The sequence below is a fragment of the Microvirga sp. 2TAF3 genome (assembly GCF_052114965.1).
Taxonomy (GTDB): domain Bacteria; phylum Pseudomonadota; class Alphaproteobacteria; order Rhizobiales; family Beijerinckiaceae; genus Microvirga.
In genome coordinates this window covers 110,225-132,548 of the sequence record NZ_JBFRFT010000011.1, presented here as the reverse complement: position 1 = coordinate 132,548, position 22,324 = coordinate 110,225, and the positions used below count along the sequence as shown (strand labels likewise).

The window sequence follows — 22,324 nt, the reverse complement described above, 5'->3', positions numbered from 1 at the left end:
GACCATGTACGCGCTCTACATCGCCAACAAGAACTACTCGTCCTGGTCCCTGCGGCCGTGGGTGCTGATGCGTGAGCTCGGCATTCCGTTCGAGGAGCGGATGGTGCCTTTCACGGGAATGTCGAACTGGGAGTCCTTTCGCGACTTCTCGCCGACCGGGAAGGTGCCGTGCCTGAAGGACGGAAACACCGTCGTGTGGGAGTCCCTCGGCATCGCCGAATATCTCGCCGAGCGGCATGACGGCGTCTGGCCGAAGGATGCGCAGGCGCGGGCCTGGGCGCGCTGCGCGGCGGCCGAGATGCATTCCGGCTTCGGCACCCTGCGCGGGCGCTGCCCCATGAATTGCGGCATCCGCGTGCGGCTTGATGAGATGCCGGATGCGCTGAAGCAGGATATCGCCCGCATCGGTGAATTGTGGAACGAGGGGCTGACCCGCTTCGGCGGGCCGTTCCTCGCCGGCAAGGCGTTCACGGCGGTCGATGCCTTCTTCGCGCCGGTGGCGTTCCGCATCCAGAGCTACGGGCTCGTGCTGGACGATGCCTCCATGGCTTACGTCAAGCGCCTGCTCGCTCTGCCTGCCATGCAAAGCTGGTACGAGGCCGGGCTTGCCGAGACCTTCCGCGAGCCGGGACATGAGGCGGAAGCGAAGGAGACCGGCACGTGGCTCGAGGATCTGCGCGCGAAGCCGGCGGCTTAATTTCGAAGCAGGTCTTCCAACGACGAGATAACTGCGCAGGGCGCAAGCTCCGCGTATTCGTCCGGCAGCCCGAGGCGGTTGACCCAGACCGGCCTGAAGCCGAAGGCCGAAGCGCCTGCGATGTCCCAGCGGTTGGACGAGACGAACAGAACCTCGTCCGCCGCGACCGACAGGACTGAGAGTACGATCCCGTAAGCGCGCGGATGAGTCTTGAACACCTTCGCCGCATCGACCGAGAGAACGGCGTCCAGGCTCCCGGCCAGATCCGCCGAGGAGACGGCGGCGTTGAGCATGTCGGGATCGCCGTTGGAGAGGATACCCGTGCGCAGGCCGCGTTGGCGCAGGGCATCGAGGGATGCGTGCACTTCCGGGTAGGCGTCGAGGCTGCGATAGGCTTCCAGAAGCGCCGGCTTGATCGCGCGGTCGATGTCCGGGAAGCGGGCGAGGGCGTAATCGAGAGCCTTCTCGGTCAGGGGCCAGAACGGCTCATAGCGTCCCGCCAGCGACAGGACCCAGGAATATTCGAGCTGCTTCACCCGCCAGATTTCGGAAAACCGCGCCGCCTCCAGGCCGATCTCGGCCATGTGACGCCCGACGGCGGAATGCACGTCGAACAGGGTGCCGTAGGCATCGAAGATGACGGCCTTGGTGTGGGCGGGAATGATTGCGGAAGAGGCCATGTTCAAGCTTCTCATCGGATCGCGTGAGGAGCAATCGCTTATCGATCAGGGCTTTTCATACCAGACATCACAAGTCTTTATGATCCGAAAGTCAGCCGGGTCATTGACGCTCAGGCAGCAAAGGGATTCGATAGGGCAGCAGCACTGACCTGAGGGATGAGACAAGTGGCCTGGTATTCGCAGACATGGAACTGGTTCAACGGCGCATGGCATGAAGGCAACCCGCCTCTGATCGGGCCTCGGTCCCATGTCTCCTGGCTCGGCTCGTCGGTCTTCGACGGCGCGCGTGTGTTCGAAGGCGTCACGCCGGATCTGGATCGCCATTGCGCCCGCGTGAACCGCTCGGCCGCGACCATCGGCCTGAAGCCCACCATGGACCCGCAGGCCATCCAGGACCTCGTGCGCGAGGGCGTGAAGAAATTCGCGCCGGGCACGGCGCTCTATGTGAAGCCCATGTATTGGGGCGAGGCCGAGGGCGTCGCCACCATCGCGCCGGATCCGGAATCGACGCAGTTCTGCCTGTCCCTGTTCGAGGCGCCGATGCCGGTGCCGGGTGGCCTGTCCGTCATGAAGTCGAGCTTCCGCCGCCCGACGCTCGAATCCATGCCGACCGACTCGAAGGCCGGCTGCCTTTACCCGAACAATGCCCGCGTGATCCGCGAGGCGCGGGAGAAGGGTTTTGACAACGCGCTCGTCTGCGACGCCCTCGGCAATGTGGCCGAGACCGGCACCTCCAACGTCTTCATGGCGAAGGACGGCGTGGTCCATACGCCTGCGCCGAACGGCACGTTCCTGAATGGCATCACCCGTCAGCGCGTGATCAAGCTCCTGCGGGATGACGGTGTGAGCGTGGTTGAAGGCACTTTGCGCTACGAGGACTTCGCCGACGCGGACGAAATCTTCATCTCGGGCAACTACTCGAAAGTCATGCCTGTCCTGCGCATCGACGGCCGCGACCTACAGCCCGGCAAGTTCTACCGCAGGGCCCGCGAACTCTACTGGGCCTTCGCCCACGACAAGGCGGTCGACAAGGCGGCTTAACGGCCTCTGCTAAAATAGCTCTCCCTGAGGGAGAGGTGAGAGCGCACCTTTAGCTCTCCTCCCCCTTGCGTGGAGGAGTTGGAGGTGGGGGTGGTATGACTAAGTGAGAGGGTAAGAAGTTCAACCTCGCGCTCCGACTTTGCGACCCCCACCCTCGATCCCTCCCCGCAAGGGAGAGGGAAGGGTGTAAGGCTCCATCTCTCCCTCAGGAAAAATGAAAGACTGCGCCGTCACCGCCGCGCGAGTCGAACTCCTAGGGCCTTCATGCCTCCGAGAAGCGTGACGCCGTAAAGCACCGCCCCGCATGCGCCGAGAATGGCGAGCAGGATCTCGCTGCGCCAGGCGGGGAGGGTGACTGTCCAGCGGGATAGGGGTTCGGGGGCGAACCATGCGAAAGCACCGAGGATGAGGCTTGCCGCCGCGACCGCGATGCAGGTTCTGATGAGGCTGCTGCTGGGGTCGTTCCAGCCGCGGCGATGGGCCAGCACGAAGAGCAGGATCAGGTTGACCCAGACGCCGAGCGCCGTGCCGAGCGCCAGTCCCACCACGCCGAAGGGGCCCATCAGCACGATCTTCAGCAGCACGTTGACGGCCACCGCCGTCAGGGACGCATAGAGCGGCGTCACCGTGTCGGCGCGGGAATAGAAGCTCGCCAGAGCCGAGCGGATCAGCACGGCGGCGGGCAGGCCGATGGAATAGGCGGCGAGCGCCGCGCCGGCGCGGGAGGCGGCCTGCGCATCGAAGGCGCCACGCTGGAACAGGGCCGTCATGATGAGATCCGGCATGGCGACGAAGGCCACGAGGAAAGGGGCGGCGAGCGCGAGCGTCAGCCCGACGGCGCGGTTCTGCGCGGCATGGGCCCCCGTGATGTCGCCGCCCGCGATGCGGCGGCTCATCTCCGGCAGCAGCACCGTTCCCGCCGCGATGCCGATGACGCCGAGCGGCAGCTGATAGATGCGGTCCGCGTAATAAAGCGACGACACCGCTCCGGTCGGCAGGAAGGAGGCGATGATCGTATCCGCGAAGATCGCGATCTGCACCCCGGCCGAGCCGATCACGGCAGGCCCCAGGGTCTTGAAGAACGACTTCATCGCCGGATCGGATCGCGGCATCTCGATGCCGGGAGCGATGCGCTGGCGCCGCGCATCCCACCAGACCAGACCAAGCTGCAATACGCCGGAAATGGTGATGCCCCAGGCGGCGGCATAGCCCGCATTCGGAAACAGGAAGGCGAGCGCCAGCGCCACGATCAGGGACAGGTTGAGCAGGACCGGGGACGCAGCCGCCACGGCGAAGCGCTCATGGGCGTTCAGAACGGCGGAGAGGATCGTGACGAGGGTGATGAAGAGCAGATAGGGGAAGGTGATGCGCGTCAGCGTCACCGCGAGATCGAACTTGGCGGGATCCTCGGTAAAGCCGGGAGCGAGCAGGTTCACCACGACCGGCATGGCGAGGAAGGCCAGGGCCAGCAGGCCGATCTGCACGATCAGCATCAGGGTGGTCATCCGGCTGGCGAACGAGCGGGCCGGCGCCTCGCCCTCCGTCTCCAGAACCCGTGCATAGGTGGGCAGAAAGGCGTTGTTGAACGCGCCTTCGCTGAAGATCTGCCGGAAATTGTTCGGGATTTTGAAGGCCACCACGAAGGCGTCCGCGATCGGGCCGGTTCCCATCACCGCGGCGATGACCACGTCGCGGATGAAGCCGGTGAGGCGGGAAACGAGAGTCCAGCCCCCGACGGAAAGGATCTTCTTGAACATGGGTCAGGCCCGGCGCAACCGAGGATCGTCCTGGACGAGGCTCGAGCTGACCTCGGCCGCGCCGCCCACGCGCTCCTGTACCACATAGAGCGGGCGGCGCTTCACCTCCGCGAAGATGCGGCCGACATATTCGCCGACGATGCCGAGCGACATGAGCTGGATGCCGGAGAAGAACATGACGGACACGATCAGGCTGGGGAAGCCCGGCAGATCGGTGCCGAAAAGAAGCGTGCGGATCAGGAAGTAGATGGCAGTGGCGATCGACAGGAACGAGACCAGGAAGCCGATATAGGTCCAGATCCTCAAAGGTACGGTCGAGAACGCCGCAATTCCGTCGAAGGCGAAGCGGAAGAGCTTGCGGAAGCTCCACTTCGTCGTGCCGTGCAGGCGCTCCTCCACCACGAAGGGGACCCCCGTGTTCTTGAAGCCGATCCAGGCATAGAGGCCCTTGGAGAAGCGGGCCTTCTCGCCAAGCGTCCGCAGCACCTCGACGCCCTTGCGGTCGATGAGCCGGAAATCGCCCGCGCCTTCGGGCAGGCTGATTTCGCCGAAGCGGGAGAACAGACGATAGAACAGATGGGCGAAGCCGCGCTTCGCCCGGGTCTCGTCCGAGCGGTCGGTGCGCTGGCCATAGACCATGAGATAGCCTTCTTCCCAGCGCTCGACGAAGGTCTCGATCATCTCCGGCGGATGCTGCAGGTCCGCATCCATGATGACGACCGCGTCGCCCTGGGCATGGTCGAGACCAGCCGCGATGGCGATTTCCTTGCCGAAATTGCGGCTGAAGGAGACGGCCCCGATCCGGGACTCCTTCTGGCTGAAGGACTTGACGATGTCGAGCGTGTCGTCCCGGCTGCCGTCATCGACGAAGATCACTTCCCATATGGAGGTGATGCGATTCAGGATGGGAAGCAGCCGCTCGCAGAGGGGTGCGATATTGGCGCTTTCGTTATGGACCGGGATGATGACGCTGAGTTTAGGCGACGCCACGCGATGTTCCTTCGATGAGGGCCGCATTGAGACCCGAGTTTTCTCTTTTGCTCAAGAGGGATAGGGTGCGGCAAAGCCGTTTTTGAGGTGATAATGGGTTCGCGACGCCAAATGGTGCTCTGCGCCGATGATTTCGGCCTGTCGGATGGGGTGAGCCGGGGCATCCTCGATCTCGCCGAGCAGGGTCGCCTGTCCGCCACCGGGGCCATGACCAACATGCCCGGCTGGCGCCGAGCCGCGCCGGAACTGAAACCCTTCATCGGCCGGATCGGGATCGGCCTCCACCTGAACCTGACCACCGGCTCGCCGATTCAGCCGATGCCGCACCTCGCGCCTGGCGGCGAGTTTCCAAGGCTCAAGGAATTGTTTTCGAATGCCATGCGGGACCGGCTGTCCACCGATGAGATTCGAGAGGAAATCACGCGCCAGATCGTCGCGTTCGAGGCGGTGCACGAGGCGCCTCCCGATTTCATCGACGGGCACCAGCATGTCCATGTCCTCCCGGCGGTGCGCCGCGCGCTATTCTCCGTGCTGAAGGAGAGGGGATGGGAGGGCAGACTGTGGCTGCGCGACCCTTCGGACAGATTGTCCTCGATCCTGCAACGGCCCATCAGCCGCAACAAGGCGCTCATCGTAACGGCGCTGGCGGCGGGTTTCCGCAGGAGCGCCCGTGCCGCCGGCTTCGATACCAATGAAGGGTTTTCCGGTTTCTCGCCGCTCGATCTGTCGGTCGCAGCCACGCGCGTGTTCGAGGGGGCTCTGACCTCTCTTGGGCCGAGACCGGTCGTCATGTGCCATCCCGGCTATATCGACGACGAACTGCGCAGTCTCGATCCCGCCATCGAGAGCCGGCCGGAGGAGGTGGCCTATCTTCAATCGGACGCGTTCAAGGACCTGCTCGAGGAGCGGAGGATTACGTTGGTGCCGTCCCCGCCTTTCCGAACTCCGCTAAGCGGCCCCGGAATGACAGGACTGTAAAAAACGGGCCTCCGAAGAGGCCCGTTTGTGTCGTCCCGCCTTGCGCTCAGCGCATCGCTTCGTCGAACATTTCCTCGACGTGTTCCCAGTTCACGAGATTGTCCATGAATGCCTTGAGATAGTCGGGGCGGCGATTGCGATAGTCGATGTAATAGGAATGCTCCCATACGTCGCAGCCGAGGATCGGCTTCGCACCCTGGACGAGCGGGTTCTCGCCGTTCGGGGACTTCATGACCTGGATCTTGCCGTCCTTCACCGCAAGCCAGGCCCAGCCCGAGCCGAATTGGGTCACACCGGCCTGGATGAAGTCCTCTTTCATCTTCTCCACCGAGCCGAGATCCTCGATGATCTTCTTCTCGAGCTTGCCCGGCAACGCACCGCCGCCATTCGGCTTCATCCAAAGCCAGAAATGGATGTGGTTGTAATGCTGGCCCGCATTGTTGAAGAGCGCCTGGTTCTTGCCATAGGTGGCCTTCACGACTTCCTCGACGCTCTTGCCCTCGAATTCCGTGCCCTTCATCAGGTTGTTCGCCGTGTTCACGTAAGCGGCGTGATGCTTATCGTGATGGTATTCCAACGTTTCCTTGGACATGAAGGGTTGCAGGGCGTCGTAGGCGTAGGGCAGTTCGGGCAGGGTGAAAGACATTGGCGTCTCCTTCGAGGTTGAGCGACCTGAGGGTTAGTTAAAGCGGCACAGGCCCGAGGGCAACGGCCAAGCTTCCGACTTTTTTCCGGCCAAGCTTCCCTTGATATTGCCTTTGCCCTATAAAAACATAGGTTTGCCTTGTGTGAGATTAGTTTGCGTAACGGAGACAGGATGATCATCGCTCTTTTTGCCCTTGCCCTTGCGATGATCGTAGGCGGATTGTTCTCCGCCATATTGGGCTGGGATATCGTACTGGTCGAACGGGGTTGGACGATGGTCATCGCCGGCAGCGTCAGCGCTGCGAGCGGTGCGCTGTTGCTTGGCGTGACGGCAATCGTCTCCAAGCTGTCGCAGATCCAGACCGAACTCATGCGCCTTCAGGCCAATCTGGTCGAGGAGGAAGAGCCCGCCGCCCTGCCATCCGCTGCGGGGATATCCCTTGCCGCGCTCGCAGGCAGCCTGTTCGGCAAAAAGGTCTCGGAGACAAACGCGCAGTTCGACACGAGGGGCGAGGTGCATCCGGACCTGCCTCTCTTCGCCGAGGCGGAACAGCGTGGCGAGGATATCGCGGCCGCGCCCGCATCCGGCCGGCTCGATGCCGTGACGACGAAAGAGGAGGCCTCGTCCAGGGCGCAGCCCGCTTTCGAACGGACGAGCTTCTTCGAGCCGAGAAAGCCCTTAGAGGCCGATCTTGCAGGCCTCGCCAAGCCTCTCGAACCCGAGACTTTGCCCGCCGAGGAAGAGCCCGAGGCGAAAGTTCCGGACTTTCTCTTCGTGGAGCGCTTCAGCTCGGCAACCTATACGGAAGTCGGCACGCCCGAGACCGATCGTTCGCTCTATCCATCGGAGCCCGACCGCGAGGTTGCCGCGAGCGAGCCGGAACCCGCTTCCGCGGATCTGCAACAGGAAGAGGTGTTCGAGCCTGAGGCCGAACCCGAAACTCAGCCGGAGGAAAACGTCGAGGAAGAGTCGCGCACGCGCGCCGTCATCGGCACCTATAATTCCGGCGACAACAAGTACGTCATGTATTCCGACGGCTCGATCGAGGCCGAGACGCCGCAAGGCCTGTTCCAGTTCAAGTCACTCGACGAACTCAAGGAGTTCATCGCTGCGGGCGGCGAGGGCGGGGCACGCGCTACTTGAGCAGGGCCGAGAGGGCGCGGAAGTCATCCGTTCCGGCCTTTCCAAGCCATTCGAACACGACCATTTCCGTTGTCACCCAATGACAGCCCGCATGGAGCAGCCGCGCGCAGGCGGCGCTGAGGCTCGAGGCCGCGCGGCTCGACACCGCGTCGCCGACGACGAAGATTTCCATTCCGGTCGTTTTGAAGTCGAGCGCCGTCTGCAGCACGCAGACATGGGCTTCCGCGCCGCAGATCACGATCTGATCCCGGCCTGCCCCCCGCAGAGTCGAGACGCGCGCCGCAACGGCCGGATCGCCCGCTGAGGAAAAGCTCGTCTTGGGCAGGATCACCGTATCGAGAGGAAACGCGTCCAGAATCTCAGGCACGGTCGAGCCGAGGCCCTGGGGATATTGCTCCGTCGCGGTCACCGGCACGCCGAGACGGTCCGCGGCCCGAAGCAGAGTTTTCACGCGAGGCAGGATCGCTTCGCCATCGAGAAGCGCCGGCATGAGGCGAGCCTGCATGTCGACGACGATGAGTTGGGAGCGGGCAGCGTTCAGCAGCATGGTGGCTTAAGCATCCGGGTTGAAGAGGGGCGGCTCGCCGGGAATGGACATGGTCATTCTGAAGCGAAGGCCGGTTTCGCCGAAATCCATGTCGACTTCCGCGCCGAGCTGGGTGGTGAGAACCCTTTGCAGCAACCGCGAGCCGAAACCCTGACGGGTGGGGCTTATCACCCGCGGGCCGCCACGCTCCGTCCAGGAGAAAGTCAGTATCGGCTTCTCGCCGTCCGTCTTGTCGATCGTCCATTTAACATCGACCTGCCCTCCGAAGGTGGATAGGGCGCCATGCTTGGCCGCGTTGGTGGTGAGTTCGTGAACGGCCATGCCGATGGGAACGGCCGCTTCTGACGGCAGCTCGATGGCGGGGCCTTCGACGGTGATCCGATTTCTCGTTTCGTCCTCATAAGGCCCGAGTTCGGTCTGTATCAGTTCTTCCAGCGAGGCCTTCTGCCAGTAATCCTCCGTCAGGATGTTGTGCGTGCGAGCGAGCGAGACGATGCGCCCGACGAAGCCTTGGTAGAATTCCTCGATGCTGGACGTGGTGCGGGCCGTTGAGCCGACGATGGCCTGGACGGTGGCTAGCGTATTCTTCACACGATGATGAAGCTCGCGGATGAGAAGCTGCTGGCGTTGCTCCGCCTGCTTATAGCGCGTGATGTCGAGGTTGACGCCGACCATGCGCAGCGGGTTGTCGTCGGCGTCGTAGAAAAACAGCGCGAGCGTGTCGATGATGCGAACGGTGCCGTCGGGACGGCGCACGCGATAGGAAAAGTTGCTCTCTGCTTCATGGCGGGCCAGGGCTTCCTGGATTACCTTGGTGGCCGGCTCCAAGTCTTCGGGAAGGATCTTTTCCGTCCAATCGGCGAAGTCGCCTTTAAAGGTTCCCGGCTCGAGGTCGAACAGGTACTCCTGTTCCGCTGTCCATGTCATCTTGCCCGAGGGAATATCCCAATCGAAAACGCCGATGCCGGCGGCCCGCTGCGCCAGCGACAGGCGCTCCTCGCTGGCGCGCAAGGCTTTCTCCGTCTCCTTCCTGTCGTGGATATCGACGCTCGTGCCCACCCAGCCCTTGAACTTGCCGGTGACACTATGCACGGGAGCGCCCTGAATCAGATGCCAGCGATAGGCGCCCTCCGCTGAACGATAGCGAGCCTCTGTTTCGTAGGGCGTGTGATTGCTGACGACGTCCTTTAGTTCTTCTTGCATTCTTGCCCAGTCATCTGGGTGAAGGCTGTGAGTCCAGCTATGACCAAGTGCTTCCTCGGGAGGAAGGCCCGAATATTGGACCCACCGATTGTTGGTATAAGTCAGTTCCGTATTGGGATTGAGAATCCAAACGAGCGCCGGGAGTGACTCCGCAATGATCTGGAAGCGTTCCTCAGTTTCGCGAAGCTCCCGTTCCGTGCGCGCCTTTTCCACGGCGATCCAAGCGCGATCGGCTACGTCTGCTATGAGGGCAATCTCATCGCTCTGCCATTGGTGCGGCTGGGATGATTGTAGATAAAAGATTGCTGCAATCCGCCCATTCTTGACCAGGGGAACACCGGCAACAGTCCTGACATTGAGACTGCTGTAAAATGTTTGGGACCACGGATCGTCGGTTAAAGGATCGGTTTTCACGTCATCGATGGTGAACAGACGTCCTTCAAGTACTAATTCCTTTAGTTTTTGTGGGATTTGATCGATCTGCTGCACATTGCCTTCATTGCCAAGAGCTCCTCTGGACCATTCCCGCTCGACCACGACAACGCCACGATCAAGATAGACTTCGCCATAACCCGCCATATCGAGCTTCAAGTACTGTGCGGTATTACGGGAGGCGGTCTCCATGATAGTGTAAGGATCATCCAAGTCGCCGAGCTGATCATTTAATTTGAGAAGAAACTCCTGTCGACTTTGAAACAGGTTTGCCTCTTCCTTCAGCTTTTCACGCTCGGATGTATCCCAAACGATACCGAAAATGCGCGTAGGCCTGTCGCCATCATAAACGGTATTGCCTCTGACGAGGACATGTCCGACGCGGCCCTCAGGCCTGATAACGCGATGCTCAACATTGAAGTCGGTCTTTGTCCTGAGGGCAAAGGAGACCGCTTGCTCAATTCGCTCCACGTCCGCAGGATGAAACGTCTGCTGAATGTCGTGGTAGGTTAGGGGGACATCTGGCGGGAGGCCCAGGCAGGCCCTAAAGGTGGGTGATCCGGTGACCTCTCCTGTTTCGAGGTCCCTCTCCCAAGCGCCGAGTTTGCCGATATCCAGTGCGATGCGAAGCTGGCCACGGCTCAGACGCAAGGCCATCTCCGTCTCGCGCAGACGCTTTTCCAGCTCGGCAATATGTGTGTCGCGGCCTGCCTCCGGAGAGGCGGGGTCGTCCGTGACCGGTCCAGCGCTGTGCTTACTCATAGATACAGACTTTCGATACAGACTTTCAAAAATCTTGGACATTACCGAAATGCTGGTGTTGGTAAGTGGATCTGACAAGATGTTATATTACTTTAGGGTGTATCTCGGCTCTGAATACATTTGATGGCAAAAGCATAGGCGAGCGCAACCTCCTCGAGCCTGTCGAAGCGGCCCGCCGCGCCGCCGTGTCCCGCTTCCATGTTAAGCTTGAGCAGGACAGGACCTCCGCCCGTCATGGTCGAGCGGAGCCGCGCTACCCATTTCGCAGGCTCCCAATAGGTGACGCGCGGATCCGTGAGGCCGCCGAGCGCCAGGATCGCCGGATAGGACTGGGGTTTCACGTTGTCGTAGGGCGAATAGGACAGGATGGTGCGGAAGGCTGCCTCGTCCGCTCCCGGATTGCCCCATTCCGGCCATTCCGGCGGGGTGAGGGGCAGGTCGCTGTCGAGCATCGTGTTGAGCACGTCGACGAAAGGCACTTCGGCGATGATGCCGGCGAACAGATCGGGTGCCATGTTGGCGACTGCGCCCATCAGCATTCCCCCTGCGCTGCCACCATGGGCGACGATGCTGCCCCGCGAAGTATAGCCGGCCTCGATCAACGCTTCGCCGGCGGCGATGAAATCCGTGAAGGTGTTCGTCTTCTTCTCGCGCTTGCCGTCGAGATACCAGCGCCAGCCCTTTTCGGTGCCGCCGCGGATATGGGCGATGGCATAGACGAAACCGCGGTCGACGAGGGACAGGATGTTGGTGCGGAAGCCCGCCGGAATCGACACTCCGTAGGATCCGTAGCCGTAGAGCAGGAGAGGGGCGGAGCCGTCCAGCGCAACCTCCCGCCGGTGGACGATGGAGACAGGCACCTGCTCCCCGTCCGGCGCCGTCGCGAAGAGACGATGCGTGACGTAATCATCCGGGTTGTGGCCGCTTGGCACTTCCTGCCTTTTGCGCAGGGTTCGGCCGCCGGTGCGCAGGTCGTAATCGGTGACCTCGCTCGGGGTCTTGAGGGAGGAATAGCGGAAGCGGATCACATCCGTGTCGAACTCGTATCCCGGATCGACGCCGAGCGAATACGTGTCCTCCGGAAAGGCGATGGTTTCCTCGCGGCCCGTCGCGATCTCGCGCACGACGATGCGCGGCTTCGCATCTTCCCGTTCCAGGCGGACGAGGTGGCGCGCCAGCGCCATGACGAACAGGATCATGACACCGGGCCGATAAGGCACGAGATCGCGCCAGTTGGCCCGGCCGGGATTCGCGGCTGGCGCCGTCATGAGCTTGAAATCCTCGGCCCCATCCGCGTTGGTGAGGATGATCAGATCGTCTCCATGATGCTCCACATCGTATTGCAGACGCGGTGTGCGAGGCTCGACGAGGCGCGGCGTCGCGGAGGGGTCGGCACGGTCGAGCAGCCTGATCTCCGAGGTCTCGTGATCGCTTGCTTCGATCAGCACGAAAGCGGTGGATTGCGTGACGCCCAGCTTCACGAAGAAGCCCGGATCGCTTTCCTCGTAAATGACGGCGTCCTGCTCGGTTCCGGTGCCGACGATATGACGCTTGACGCGCACGGGACGGTGGTTCTCGTCGAGTTCGACATAATAGAAGCCCGATGAATCGCCGAGCCACACCACGCCGCCCGAGGTTTGCGGCACTTCATCCTCGAGATCGTCGCCACTCTCAAGATCTCTCACGCAGATCGTGAAGTATTCGGAGCCCTTGACGTCCGCGCCCCATGCCATCAGCCGGTGGTTCGGGGAGTGATCTGCGCCGCCGAGATCGAAGAAGGCGTGGCCCTCGGCTTGTTTGTCACCGTCGAGCATGGTCGTCTCCGCGCCGCCCTCGCGCGGCATGCGGCAGATGAGGGGATGCTGGCCGCCTTCCCGATAACGGGTGAAATAGGAGAAAGGTCCGTCCGGCTCGGGAACGGAGGAATCGTCTTCCTTGATACGGCCGCGCATTTCCGCGACGAGACGCTCCTGAAAACTTTCCGTGCCGCTGAAGGCCTCGGCGGTATAGGCGTTTTCACGCTCCAAGCATTCACGAATGGATGAGCCAAGAGTATCCGGATCTTTAAGAACCTCTTTCCAGTTCTCCGCCTTCAGCCAAGCATAATCGTCCCGGATGCGCACGCCGTGAATGTCAAAGGCATGCTCCTTTGCCGGAATGGACGGTGCGGGCGGAAGCGGGTGGGACGGAAGGCGTTCAGCTTTCATGAGAAAAATCCGGATTGGAGTGCGCATCAGGCGGGCCAGAGCATCTCATATATAACTCTGATTTGCCGCGACAGGTCCGCATCGGCCTCAAAGCAAACGGCAGTTATGCTGCACAAAACGATTTCTAGCTACTTCTTCTGGTTGAGATGGCGCGACTTTCATTATCCACCTTACCTAAGGTGATGCATAAGACTTTTAACCGCGCCGTTTTATTGCAGCCCTCAAGATGATATAAAGTTTTCCAAAGTTTTAATGACGAACATCTTGTAATCGGTTCTGATTTGCCATACGTGGACGGGCAGGCACGATTTCTGTGCGATTACGGTGCGGTTCTAGATGAGGCAAGCAACGCTTCTCATGAAACTGCCTAAATATAAGCTCAAAATTATTTTGGGTGGTTGTTGGGACCGGAAAGGAAGAAAAGTACAATGAGCGAAACCATCGCTGCATCAAACTATATCGAGCTGGCAGCGGACATCGTGTCGGCTTACGTGAGCAACAACTCGGTCCCCTCGGGTGAGCTGCCCGCGCTGATTAACGATATCCACTCTGCCCTGATTCGTGTCGGCGGAGGCACCGTCGAAGCCCCCGTCGAGGCACCGAAGCCTGCCGTCCCGCTGAAGAAGTCCGTCACGCCGGACTACATCGTCTGCCTGGAAGACGGCAAGAAGTTCAAGTCGCTGAAGCGCCACCTGCGCACGCAGTACAACATGACCCCCGAGCAGTACCGCGAAAAGTGGGGCCTGCCCGTGGATTACCCGATGGTCGCGCCGAACTACGCCAAGGCTCGCTCCGAACTGGCGAAGGAAATGGGCCTGGGACAGCAGCGCCGCAAGCGCCGCTCCTCGCGCGGTTGATCCGAGCGCATCCCCTGAACGAGCCGCCCGCTCCGGGCGGCTTTTTTTATGGGCGCAGGCGCAAGCGTTGCGGGCGAACCATCTGCGACCGCTGCGGGATTGGATTCTTCTCGAGACGGCGCGGACTCATCCGGGCGTATAGCTATCCACACCCGCTGGAGAGCCGTACGCTAACGATGGGAGAAGGGGCGTCAGACATCATCGCTGGATGATCACAGACCGCGGCACCTTGCTTCGGGCCTTTGTAGAACTGTTCCTTCCCACGACACTGTCCGTCAGCATCGAGCGTGGAGCGAAACCGGCAATCACGGGGCATGAAAGGAGCAGTGCGATGAGCGTGGTGACAACGGCGGACGGCACGCAGATCTACTACAAGGACTGGGGGGCGGGGCAGCCCGTCGTCTTTTCTCATGGCTGGCCGCTGAGTGCAGATGCTTGGGATGGCCAGATGGTGTTTCTGGGTGAACGCGGCTATCGGGTCGTTGCGCATGACCGCCGCAGCCATGGCCGCTCCAGCCAGACCTGGGATGGCAACCATATGGATCAATATGCCGACGATCTCGCCGAACTGATCGACAAGCTGGACCTCAAGGAGATTGTCCTCGTCGGCCATTCGACAGGCGGCGGCGAGGTCACGCGCTACCTTGGTCGTCACGGCACGTCACGCGTCGCGAAGGCTGTTCTCGTCGGTGCAGTGCCGCCGCTGATGCTGAAGACGCAAGCCAATCCAGGAGGCCTGCCACGCGAATCCTTCGATGATATTCGCAAGGCTACTTTCGACAACCGGGCTCAATTCTTCAAGGATCTGACGATCCCCTTCTATGGGTACAATCGCGAAGGCGCCAAGGTTTCGGAGGGTATCCGCGACTTCTTCTGGCTGCAGGGCATGCTGGGCGGCATCAAAGGTCAGGTCGACTGCATCAAGGCGTTCTCCGAGACTGACTTCACCGAAGATCTCAAGAAGATCGACGTACCGACACTGATCGTCCACGGCGACGACGATCAGATCGTCCCGATCGGAACCTCGGCTCTCATGTCGTCGAAGATCGTGAAAGGCGCGATCCTGAAGATTTATCAGGGAGCGCCGCATGGCCTCGCGCAGACGCATCAGGATCAGTTCAACGCCGATCTGCTCGCATTTCTCCAATCCTGAATTCGGGTTGTGGAACTTGCCTTTTGAGGAGGTCGCGATGGCGTATCGGTCTATCCTCACAATTATCCACAGGCCCGCAGCGCCTTGACAGGTAGGAATATCGGCTCACAATTCCTCCAAGAAGGGACTCGTCCCTTCTTTCTTTTATTGTGGGAACAAAACATGAACAAAAAAGATAATTTTTCGATTGGAGACAAAGATTTACAGAAGAAAGACCGTGCGAACGAGGATCGTGATCAGGAACGACGCAGGGCAGGCGGCAAGTCCCGGTCCGTCGCAAGCAATGTCAGGCCGGCAACGGCTTCCTTGACGAAGGAAGCCAGACGTCTGCTGGAGGCGCTCGGCCTGCCGGAGGCGCGGGCCTTCGTCGATCCGACCGACGAGGCGGGCGTGATTCTGCGCAAGCGGCGGGCTGCGGTATCGGTCGGGGCAGGGCGTTTTTCCCGCGACGCGGCGGAAACCCTGGCGCGACATGACCTCGCCCAATGGCGTCAGGACCATGCGGAATCCTCATCTCTTCTCCTGACCGATGCGGGCCGGGCCTATTTGCGCCGGGCCGATGCCCCGGAGCCGGATTCGGCCTTCTTCCACCAGCACCGGGAGACGGCTCTGGTGAATGTGGAAACCGAGGCCGGCCGGAGGCGCGTGCGGGTGGATGCGGAAGAAAGCCCGCTCGACTGGCTGCGCCGCCGCAAGGGCCGCAACGGCGAGCCGATGATCGACGAGCCATCCTATCAGGCGGGCGAGCGGCTGCGGGTGGACATCATGCTGGCGGGCCTCATGCCGAGCGTGACGGCGCGCTGGGATGCGATGCCGAAAAGTGCCGGACCGGGATCGCCCTCCGACGCGACGGACCGCATGGTCGCGGCACGCCAGAGGCTCCGCAGCGCCTTCGACGCGGTGGGCGCCGATTTCAGCGATCTCCTGATGGATCTGTGCGGGTTTCTGAAAGGGCTGGAGCTGATCGAGCGTGAGCGGCAATGGCCGCCGCGCTCGGCCAAGGTCGTGGTGCGGATCGCCCTTGCGCGGCTGGCCGAACATTACGGGATCGAGAAAGCGGCGCGGGGACCCGCCGCCTCGCGCGGCATCCGCGCCTGGCAGGCCGTGGTGATCGAGGGTGGCCGTTCCTAAAGCCTCGGACCTAAAAGTGGCTTCCACTTTTAGGGTCATCCGATGCTCTAATCGGCGGCCAAGGCCGCCTGCGCATCGTGGCGGATGCGCTCGACCATGGCTCTGACGCCGTTCGACCGTTGCGGCGTCAGATGCTCCGCCAGTCCCAGATTCTTGAACAACGCGAGCGCATCGGTGGAGAGCGCTTCAGAGGCCGTCTTGCCATTATAAAGGGAGATGAGGAGGGCGACGAGGCCGCGCACGATATGGGCGTCGCTGTCGCCGACAAGATGCAGCTGCGGCTCGCCTTTCGAATCGTCGAGCTTCATCACGAGCCAGACCTGACTCGCGCAGCCTCGCACCTTGTTGGTGTCCACATGGGCCGCCTCGGGCAGCGGTTCCATCAGGCGGCCCAGTTCGATCAGGTAGCGATAGCGCTCGTCCCAGTCGTCGAGCAGGTCGAAATTGGAAACGATCTCGTCAATCGGCGGCAGCATGGCATTCCGGTTCTAGGCATGATCAGGACAAGGAGAGCCCAATTGTCCGTCAAGATCATGCGACATCAAGATCTTGGAGCCTGATCCTGGTTCAACGAGACATGATCGGGCTCTAAGTCCATGCCGGTCATATAGGCGCTCGATCGGCGTTTGGCGATGACAGCCTCAAGGATTGGGCTTTTTCGCCCCACCCCGCCAGGAGGTCAGGCGGTCTCCGGTGGTGAGCGTATCCGTTGCCGGGACGGGCTTGGCCTCACTCGGGCCGAGGCCTGATGTCGAGAGGATCCTGTCGATGACCGCCTGCTTGGCGCTGTCGGGGAGGGCTTGCCACATGGTCTCGAGCCGCGCCGGAGGCTCGGCGGCGGAGGCTGCAACCGGGGCTGCCTTGCCGTCGGATTTCTGCGTGCCCCAGCTGAAGAGGCCTTCGAACGGCAGGGCGCCGTTGCCGCTCTGGCGGACGGGGGAGTAATAGAAGATCGCCCCAATGATGAGAACGGTGCGCAGAAGAGAAAACATGAGTCGCTACTCGTTGCCCCGGCAGGGTGATGAGACGCTTCATCATAACCTTGGCATCCGGTACCGCGTAGGCCGTGTGGCGGCAACCTGCAAACAGGATGAACAAAGTGTTGATGCGCCGCCAATGACGTGAGGATGCGCTCAAATCCATGAAAACCTTAGGAGAAAAAGGGCGGGCCTGGGAGGTCTTTGGGATTGCCTCCCCCTGTGCCGGCCTCCTCCGGCCGTGTCGGCGGGAGTGTCGTCCGTCGCCTTTAGGTTCGCTTAAGCGGCCTCTGTCAGGGTCCCTCGCACGATGACGTGAAGCAAAGGCGCGGAAGGGTTTGCTTCCTGCAAACGCGCTTTGAAACTCAAGTGATTGTTCTCAAGACGGGATGTCCGATTTGCGTGAAGCCCTAGCCGCCCGCCCCGATGGAGATTTCGTGACGTCCGCGCCGCAGAGGCGGGCCGCGCCGGTGCGCCGTGGCGCACCGGCGCGCCGGGCTGCTCCGGCGAAGGGGAAGAAGAAGCCGGGCGTCGGTGCGCGCCTGCTCTCCCTTGTCTTCCAGCATCCGCGGGAAGTCCTCGTCACTGTCCTGTTGACGGGCTGCGCCGGCGCCATCGCCTGGAACGCGCTGGCCCTCCAGACCGCGCGGCATCCGGCGCCGCTGTTCAACCATGCCGCGGAGCATCCCGCCGCGGTTGCGGCTCAACCTTCCGCTCAACCCTCCATGCTGCTCCCGCCGTCTCGGCCCGCTGCTGCCGAGCCGCAGCAGGCCGAGACAACCTTGCCGTCCCACGCATCGCCTGCGGCCGCGCCCGTCTCGATGGGGGCGCCTAAGCCACCCTCGCGGAGCGCGATCGCGGATCTGATCAACAACAAGGGCGAGATCACCCAGCCGCAGCGCGTCTCGGCGGCGGCGCCTGCCACAGCGCCCGTCGTTGCAGCCGCGCCCGCCAAGGCGCCGGTTGCGCGCGATCCCATCGCCGACATCATTCGTATGGGCGGCCCGGTGCCGGTCCCGCCCGGCAATGTCGGCAAGGCGGAGGCCGGCGATCCCGTTCTGTCCGGGCAGAGGGCGCTGGCCAAACTCGGCTACGGCGTCAAGCCGGATGGTCTCATGGGCGCCGAGACCCGTCAGGCCATCGAACGCTTCGAACATGACCGGCGCCTGCCGGTGACGGGCGAGTTCACCCCCCGCACCATGCGCGAGCTGGCGGCGTTGTCGGGAATCGCGGTGCCCTGACCGCGACCGATTCCGCGCGATCGATTCGGGGAGCCGGTTTCCACCTGTCCCGATCATGCTCTAGAACGTCTTGGCGAGAGAAGATTCTGGTGGGCTGCATCGTCTCGCACGAAACGGTATCGGCTCTTGCGGACCATGCCCTCGCTCAGGAACGACAGATGATTTCTTCCGAAGAACGGCTCGCCCATTTCGTCGACGCGGATGTCGGATTCGGGGCCGTGCCCTGATGGCCCGCCTGCGTTCCGATTTCTGGGTTTCCGCCTATCTGCGCCGCTGCGGCGTCGAAGGGGTGGACGCGGCCCTGCGCAAGCGCGGTGCGGCCGAGGCCGGCGCGATCTTCGTGAAGATCGATCACCTGGACGGCACGGCGAGCCTCTATGGCCCCGCGCCGCAGATGTTTGTCGATGAAAGCGGCGAGCGCCTGTTCTCGCCCGTGATGCAGGGCGCCTTTCCTCTCGATGTGGAGGAGCGGATGACGCGCGAACTGCGCTTCGATCCCGATCTCTGGCTCGTCGAGGTGGACGATCGCGCGGGGCGCCACTTCCTCGATCTTGTGACGGAGGATTAGCGCCGCTCGCTCTGCACGCCCAGAATCGCCTCGACGAGCGCAAGGGCCACCGGGCTCGGGACATCCCGCACGACGCGTGTCAGACTCGTGACATACGACAGCGAGTGATTAAGAGCCGGGTGGAGCGTGAGGAAGATCCGCATCGCTTCCTTCTCGATGAAGCCGAGCGCCTTCAGGGCGAGCGGCAGCAGGTGATGGCGACCGGTTGCGAGAATGCGCCAATCGGCCGAGGCGGGAAATCCGAGCGCATAGGTCAACAGCGCTTCCAGATGCCGGATATCGCCTGCCTTGGATGCGGCGAAGAACGCGGCGATCTCGTGCTCCGTCAGGTTGAAGGGCAATGTCGCGCGCTGGATTCCCGTCGAAGAGGCAATCCTGTCCTGAATGCGAACGCGGCGCTGGGCATCGGCCGCAAGATAAAGAGCCGCTTCATCGGCCAATGTCAGGTTTTCGCGCGCGAGCAGGATCGCGCCCAAGGGGAGGCGGTCGCGGGCGCGCCGCACGAGCTCCTTGAGGGCCGGACTCGTCGGGGCAATGCATCGATTGGCGGCAAGCGCATCCTCGACCGCGCTTTCATGCAGCACGAGAAGATTGTCGATCGTCGCGGGGTCGAGCGAGGGATGGAAGGCGAGCCGCAGCCGTCCTTCCTCCGTGCCGAGGAGCTTGATGACGAGCGTGGACGGCAGATATGCGGTCTGCCCGAGCACGATATCGCGGGTTTCGGGCGAATGGCGGACGAGATGGTCGAGGATCGAGGCAGGCGTGTCCTCGCAGGGCGCGAGAATGCGCGCGACGGTGACCAGCGTGTCGTGATCCATGCGCGGCAGAAAGCCGAGCGCCAGAGTCTCGAAGGTCTCGATGATCTCGCGGTCCCGGGTGGGAGCGGCTACGAACATTTCCGCATTCACCGTCAGGAGAGCCGCGCGGGCGTCCGGATTCCTGGCATCCGTCAGGCCAAGACCCGACAAATCCGGCCAGTGATCCTGCGTGGCTGGAGATGCCATAACTGAACTCTTTCAACGCGACTGCGCGGAAGGCTTAAAGCAGTTCGTTTAGCGCATCGTTAAACAGCGAAAGAGGCGACGGAAGATTGCCGCTCTTTCATAAGGAACCGAAGCGCCGCGGCGATGGTTGATTCGTTGTCAGGTCATGCTTTCACGCAAAGCCGGACTATTGGAAACGGTCTGTTAACCATCGCGTTATTTTGTGGAGCAATCGCTGAATCAGTCGACTGAATGAGTGAAGGGGAGGACATCCTATGAACGACGTCTGGACCAGATCACCAGGAGTGGTCGTCGCCTTTCCCGATGCAGCCTCGCGCCCGCAGCGCCCGGTCCTTTCGGCCAGCGAGCCGAGAGGCGAGATTCTGCTCTTCACGGGCATTCGTTACGAACGGCCTTCGCCCAATCCCGGCCCGTCGCGGCCCTTCGCCTCCGACGGTTCCCGCCGACGCTCCTGATTGCCGCTGACGATTGTCGAAAGAGACGTATTGCGCAGCGTCAGCCGCCTCACAGCTTGAGCTCGCGCCGCATCAACAGGGCATCGCCGCCGTAGCTCGAAAGTTTCGCCTTCAATACGGCCGTCATGGCCGTGCGGAACCCCAGCCTCTCCCAGAATTCGCGCGATCCATTCACCGCCACCAGCGACATGGAGCCGAAACCGGTGGCCATGGCGTGCTCCGCCAGCATCTTCACCACCGCGCCCGCATGACCCTTGCCGCGTCCTTCCGGAAGCAATGCGATGTCGTGAATGTAGTAGGTCTCCGAATGTTCGGGGATCTCCCGCAGCGGCGTGTTCAGAGCCGGAGGCGCGCCGAGGCGCCAGGGATGACTCAGCGCATAGCCGGCAAGATCGTCCCTATCCGCGAGCACGTGACAGCCCGCAGGATAAAGCTGGAGCCGCTCGGTGAAGACATGCATGTCTTCCGGATGGTCGATATGGATGCGGTCCGCGAGGCTCTTCACCGCCGCGAGATCCTGCGTCGACATGGGGCGCCAGGGCATCAGCTCGCTTCGTCCTCCTCGTCGACCGTGCAGGAGACCGATTTGGCGGTTTCCTCCGCGCGCGGACGCAGGCTCGGCGTGGGGGCGGCCACGCGCACGACGACGAAGCCCTGCTCCTGCGGGGCGACGATGCGCACATCGCGGGACGGCTCGTTCTCGTCCTCGGCGGCGCTGGCCTCGTCCAGCTGGCGGGGCGTCATCACCACGAGTTCCAGCTCGCCGCGAATGGCAGCCCGGTCCGTCACGGCGAAGAAGACGCCGCGCGTCTTGGTATGGAAGGAGATGGACAGGAACTCCTGTCCGGTCTTGGCGGTGACGCGCACCGGCCCGTCGGCCAGATCGAAGGCGCAGGCCGCCACTGCCGTCGCCGGATCGGGCAGGGGCAGCCAGGTCTTCACGTCGCCCGGCAGGCTGATGAGCTGGGCCTGATCCTCCGTCAGCGTGTCCTGAAGGCGGCCGAAAGCGTCGTTCTCCGCAAAGTAGGGAGCGGCGAAAATGATAGCGACATGCACGCCCGCCGCGAGGACGAGGCCGCACAAGGTGGCGAGCATGAAGCGCGCGAAGCCCCTCATGCGCCGCATCCCAGGCGTTCGATGGTGGGGACATCCTCGGAACCGAGATTCATTCCGGCCGCTCCGGGTAGGTCATAGAGGCGCAGCACCACGCTGAAGGCGCCCGAAGCGGGCAGTTGCAGCCAATTGCCTGCGCTGAGGCTCCGCGACAGGTCGACGGAAAAACCGTTATCCGCATTACGGATGATTTCCGAGGAGGTGAAGCCGCTTCGTCCAAGCTCGGATGGCGGAAGCTGTCCGGCCTCGTCGTAAAGGGTCAGGGTCCACCAGCGTGCGGCCGGGGTGGCGGAGCCGATGCGATAGGAGCAGGCTGAATCGAGCTTGCGGCCCTCGCTGTCGGCCGTCGCCGTCAAGGCAAGCCCTTCGCCGATTCCCAGCGGGATCTCTCCGCGTCTGGCGGCAATGGCGCGCATATAGGGGTCGGCATCCGCAGATCCCAATTTCGGCCAAGTCACCCAGGGACCGAGATGGCGGCCACCGAATGGAGGCTTGCCCTTCAGCACCGCATAGGCCGAGCCGATGCCGAGCCCCAGCGCGAGCAGGAAGGCATAAAGGATCAGGACGAATGTCGGGATGGGTCTGGCGGTCACTGGCAGCAGCGGCGTTGAGGGGCGGGCATGGAAGCGGTCGTCATGATGGGCGTCAAGTCCGGCTCACCCTCCATCTAGAGCATCGTGGGAAGAAGTGGATCCCGATTCTCCGCAAAAAACGATGCGTCGGCAAGGGCAGGGCGCGATCG

Annotated in this window: 23 protein-coding genes; 10 read left to right on the top strand and 13 right to left on the bottom strand. The window is 62.5% G+C overall.

Annotated features, from left to right (window positions below; genetic code table 11):
• Nucleotides 1-4: 4 nt before the first annotated feature.
• Complete coding sequence (locus AB4Y97_RS13000) at nucleotides 5-697, top strand: glutathione S-transferase family protein (RefSeq protein ID WP_441999462.1); 693 nt, start codon at nucleotides 5-7, stop codon at nucleotides 695-697.
• Here the strand turns inward: AB4Y97_RS13000 and AB4Y97_RS12995 are convergent.
• Complete coding sequence (locus AB4Y97_RS12995) at nucleotides 694-1,377, bottom strand: haloacid dehalogenase type II (protein WP_441999461.1); 684 nt, start codon at nucleotides 1,375-1,377, stop codon at nucleotides 694-696. The genes AB4Y97_RS13000 and AB4Y97_RS12995 overlap by 4 nt on opposite strands.
• Before the next feature lie 156 nt (nucleotides 1,378-1,533).
• Between AB4Y97_RS12995 and AB4Y97_RS12990 the strand changes: the two genes are divergently transcribed.
• Nucleotides 1,534-2,418, top strand: coding sequence for a branched-chain amino acid aminotransferase (locus tag AB4Y97_RS12990; protein ID WP_441999460.1), 885 nt, complete (start codon nucleotides 1,534-1,536; stop codon nucleotides 2,416-2,418).
• 230 nt (nucleotides 2,419-2,648) lie between these two features.
• On the opposite strand, the gene murJ is transcribed toward AB4Y97_RS12990, so the two are convergent.
• Together murJ and AB4Y97_RS12980 are read right to left on the bottom strand one after the other, a co-directional pair.
• Nucleotides 2,649-4,175, bottom strand: a complete 1,527-nt coding sequence (murJ, locus tag AB4Y97_RS12985) for a murein biosynthesis integral membrane protein MurJ (protein ID WP_441999459.1) — start codon at nucleotides 4,173-4,175, stop codon at nucleotides 2,649-2,651.
• 3 nt (nucleotides 4,176-4,178) lie between these two features.
• Nucleotides 4,179-5,165 (bottom strand): glycosyltransferase family 2 protein, encoded by a 987-nt coding sequence (locus AB4Y97_RS12980; RefSeq protein WP_441999458.1) that lies wholly within the window; start codon nucleotides 5,163-5,165, stop codon nucleotides 4,179-4,181.
• 93 nt (nucleotides 5,166-5,258) lie between these two features.
• Between AB4Y97_RS12980 and AB4Y97_RS12975 the strand changes: the two genes are divergently transcribed.
• Entirely contained in the window at nucleotides 5,259-6,143 is an 885-nt protein-coding gene (locus AB4Y97_RS12975; RefSeq protein ID WP_441999457.1) for a ChbG/HpnK family deacetylase, read from the top strand.
• Between the two features lie 46 nt (nucleotides 6,144-6,189).
• Here AB4Y97_RS12975 and AB4Y97_RS12970 read toward each other — a convergent pair whose 3' ends face one another.
• Nucleotides 6,190-6,789 (bottom strand): superoxide dismutase, encoded by a 600-nt coding sequence (locus tag AB4Y97_RS12970; protein WP_441999456.1) that lies wholly within the window; start codon nucleotides 6,787-6,789, stop codon nucleotides 6,190-6,192.
• A 171-nt stretch (nucleotides 6,790-6,960) separates the two neighbouring features.
• Between AB4Y97_RS12970 and AB4Y97_RS12965 the strand changes: the two genes are divergently transcribed.
• Complete coding sequence (locus tag AB4Y97_RS12965) at nucleotides 6,961-7,932, top strand: hypothetical protein (RefSeq protein WP_441999455.1); 972 nt, start codon at nucleotides 6,961-6,963, stop codon at nucleotides 7,930-7,932.
• On the opposite strand, the gene AB4Y97_RS12960 is transcribed toward AB4Y97_RS12965, so the two are convergent.
• Genes AB4Y97_RS12960 through AB4Y97_RS12950 form a run of 3 tightly spaced genes read right to left on the bottom strand, consistent with a single transcriptional unit; the run spans nucleotide 7,925 to nucleotide 13,083 of the window.
• Nucleotides 7,925-8,479, bottom strand: a complete 555-nt coding sequence (locus AB4Y97_RS12960; protein WP_441999454.1) for an isochorismatase family protein — start codon at nucleotides 8,477-8,479, stop codon at nucleotides 7,925-7,927. The genes AB4Y97_RS12965 and AB4Y97_RS12960 overlap by 8 nt on opposite strands.
• Nucleotides 8,480-8,485: 6 nt before the next feature.
• A complete protein-coding gene (locus tag AB4Y97_RS12955) occupies nucleotides 8,486-10,918 on the bottom strand; it encodes a PAS domain-containing protein (RefSeq protein ID WP_441999453.1) in 2,433 nt (810 codons plus the stop codon).
• 50 nt (nucleotides 10,919-10,968) lie between these two features.
• Nucleotides 10,969-13,083, bottom strand: coding sequence for a S9 family peptidase (locus AB4Y97_RS12950; protein WP_441999452.1), 2,115 nt, complete (start codon nucleotides 13,081-13,083; stop codon nucleotides 10,969-10,971).
• 428 nt (nucleotides 13,084-13,511) lie between these two features.
• Here AB4Y97_RS12950 and AB4Y97_RS12945 point away from each other — a divergent pair, with 428 nt between their 5' ends.
• The 3 genes from AB4Y97_RS12945 to AB4Y97_RS12935 all read left to right on the top strand — a co-directional run bounded on the left by AB4Y97_RS12945 (nucleotide 13,512) and on the right by AB4Y97_RS12935 (nucleotide 16,224).
• Nucleotides 13,512-13,940 carry a MucR family transcriptional regulator gene (locus tag AB4Y97_RS12945; RefSeq protein WP_441999451.1) on the top strand — a complete coding sequence of 143 codons (429 nt, stop codon included), beginning with the start codon at nucleotides 13,512-13,514 and terminating at the stop codon, nucleotides 13,938-13,940.
• A gap of 331 nt (nucleotides 13,941-14,271) precedes the next feature.
• Nucleotides 14,272-15,093, top strand: coding sequence for an alpha/beta fold hydrolase (locus AB4Y97_RS12940; RefSeq protein ID WP_441999450.1), 822 nt, complete (start codon nucleotides 14,272-14,274; stop codon nucleotides 15,091-15,093).
• A gap of 306 nt (nucleotides 15,094-15,399) precedes the next feature.
• Nucleotides 15,400-16,224 carry a DUF6456 domain-containing protein gene (locus AB4Y97_RS12935; protein ID WP_441999449.1) on the top strand — a complete coding sequence of 275 codons (825 nt, stop codon included), beginning with the start codon at nucleotides 15,400-15,402 and terminating at the stop codon, nucleotides 16,222-16,224.
• A 47-nt stretch (nucleotides 16,225-16,271) separates the two neighbouring features.
• On the opposite strand, the gene AB4Y97_RS12930 is transcribed toward AB4Y97_RS12935, so the two are convergent.
• Together AB4Y97_RS12930 and AB4Y97_RS12925 are read right to left on the bottom strand one after the other, a co-directional pair.
• A complete protein-coding gene (locus AB4Y97_RS12930; protein WP_441999448.1) occupies nucleotides 16,272-16,700 on the bottom strand; it encodes a SufE family protein in 429 nt (142 codons plus the stop codon).
• A gap of 165 nt (nucleotides 16,701-16,865) precedes the next feature.
• A complete protein-coding gene (locus tag AB4Y97_RS12925; RefSeq protein WP_441999447.1) occupies nucleotides 16,866-17,216 on the bottom strand; it encodes a hypothetical protein in 351 nt (116 codons plus the stop codon).
• A gap of 374 nt (nucleotides 17,217-17,590) precedes the next feature.
• Here AB4Y97_RS12925 and AB4Y97_RS12920 point away from each other — a divergent pair, with 374 nt between their 5' ends.
• Nucleotides 17,591-18,442 carry a peptidoglycan-binding domain-containing protein gene (locus AB4Y97_RS12920; protein WP_441999446.1) on the top strand — a complete coding sequence of 284 codons (852 nt, stop codon included), beginning with the start codon at nucleotides 17,591-17,593 and terminating at the stop codon, nucleotides 18,440-18,442.
• Nucleotides 18,443-18,668: 226 nt separating this feature from the next.
• Nucleotides 18,669-19,010: a DUF1491 family protein gene (locus AB4Y97_RS12915; protein ID WP_441999445.1), complete on the top strand. Its 342-nt coding sequence runs from the start codon at nucleotides 18,669-18,671 to the stop codon at nucleotides 19,008-19,010.
• Here AB4Y97_RS12915 and AB4Y97_RS12910 read toward each other — a convergent pair.
• Nucleotides 19,007-20,014, bottom strand: a complete 1,008-nt coding sequence (locus AB4Y97_RS12910) for a hypothetical protein (protein ID WP_441999444.1) — start codon at nucleotides 20,012-20,014, stop codon at nucleotides 19,007-19,009. The genes AB4Y97_RS12915 and AB4Y97_RS12910 overlap by 4 nt on opposite strands.
• Nucleotides 20,015-20,268: 254 nt before the next feature.
• Between AB4Y97_RS12910 and AB4Y97_RS12905 the strand changes: the two genes are divergently transcribed.
• Nucleotides 20,269-20,469, top strand: coding sequence for a hypothetical protein (locus AB4Y97_RS12905; protein WP_441999443.1), 201 nt, complete (start codon nucleotides 20,269-20,271; stop codon nucleotides 20,467-20,469).
• A gap of 49 nt (nucleotides 20,470-20,518) precedes the next feature.
• On the opposite strand, the gene AB4Y97_RS12900 is transcribed toward AB4Y97_RS12905, so the two are convergent.
• Genes AB4Y97_RS12900 through AB4Y97_RS12890 form a run of 3 tightly spaced genes read right to left on the bottom strand, consistent with a single transcriptional unit; the run spans nucleotide 20,519 to nucleotide 22,175 of the window.
• A complete protein-coding gene (locus AB4Y97_RS12900; RefSeq protein ID WP_441999442.1) occupies nucleotides 20,519-21,013 on the bottom strand; it encodes a GNAT family N-acetyltransferase in 495 nt (164 codons plus the stop codon).
• Entirely contained in the window at nucleotides 21,013-21,585 is a 573-nt protein-coding gene (locus AB4Y97_RS12895) for a DUF1254 domain-containing protein (protein ID WP_441999441.1), read from the bottom strand. Before AB4Y97_RS12895 ends, AB4Y97_RS12900 begins: the two co-directional genes overlap by 1 nt.
• Complete coding sequence (locus tag AB4Y97_RS12890) at nucleotides 21,582-22,175, bottom strand: DUF1214 domain-containing protein (protein WP_441999440.1); 594 nt, start codon at nucleotides 22,173-22,175, stop codon at nucleotides 21,582-21,584. The genes AB4Y97_RS12895 and AB4Y97_RS12890 overlap by 4 nt, the downstream gene beginning before the upstream one ends.
• Nucleotides 22,176-22,324: the final 149 nt, after the last annotated feature.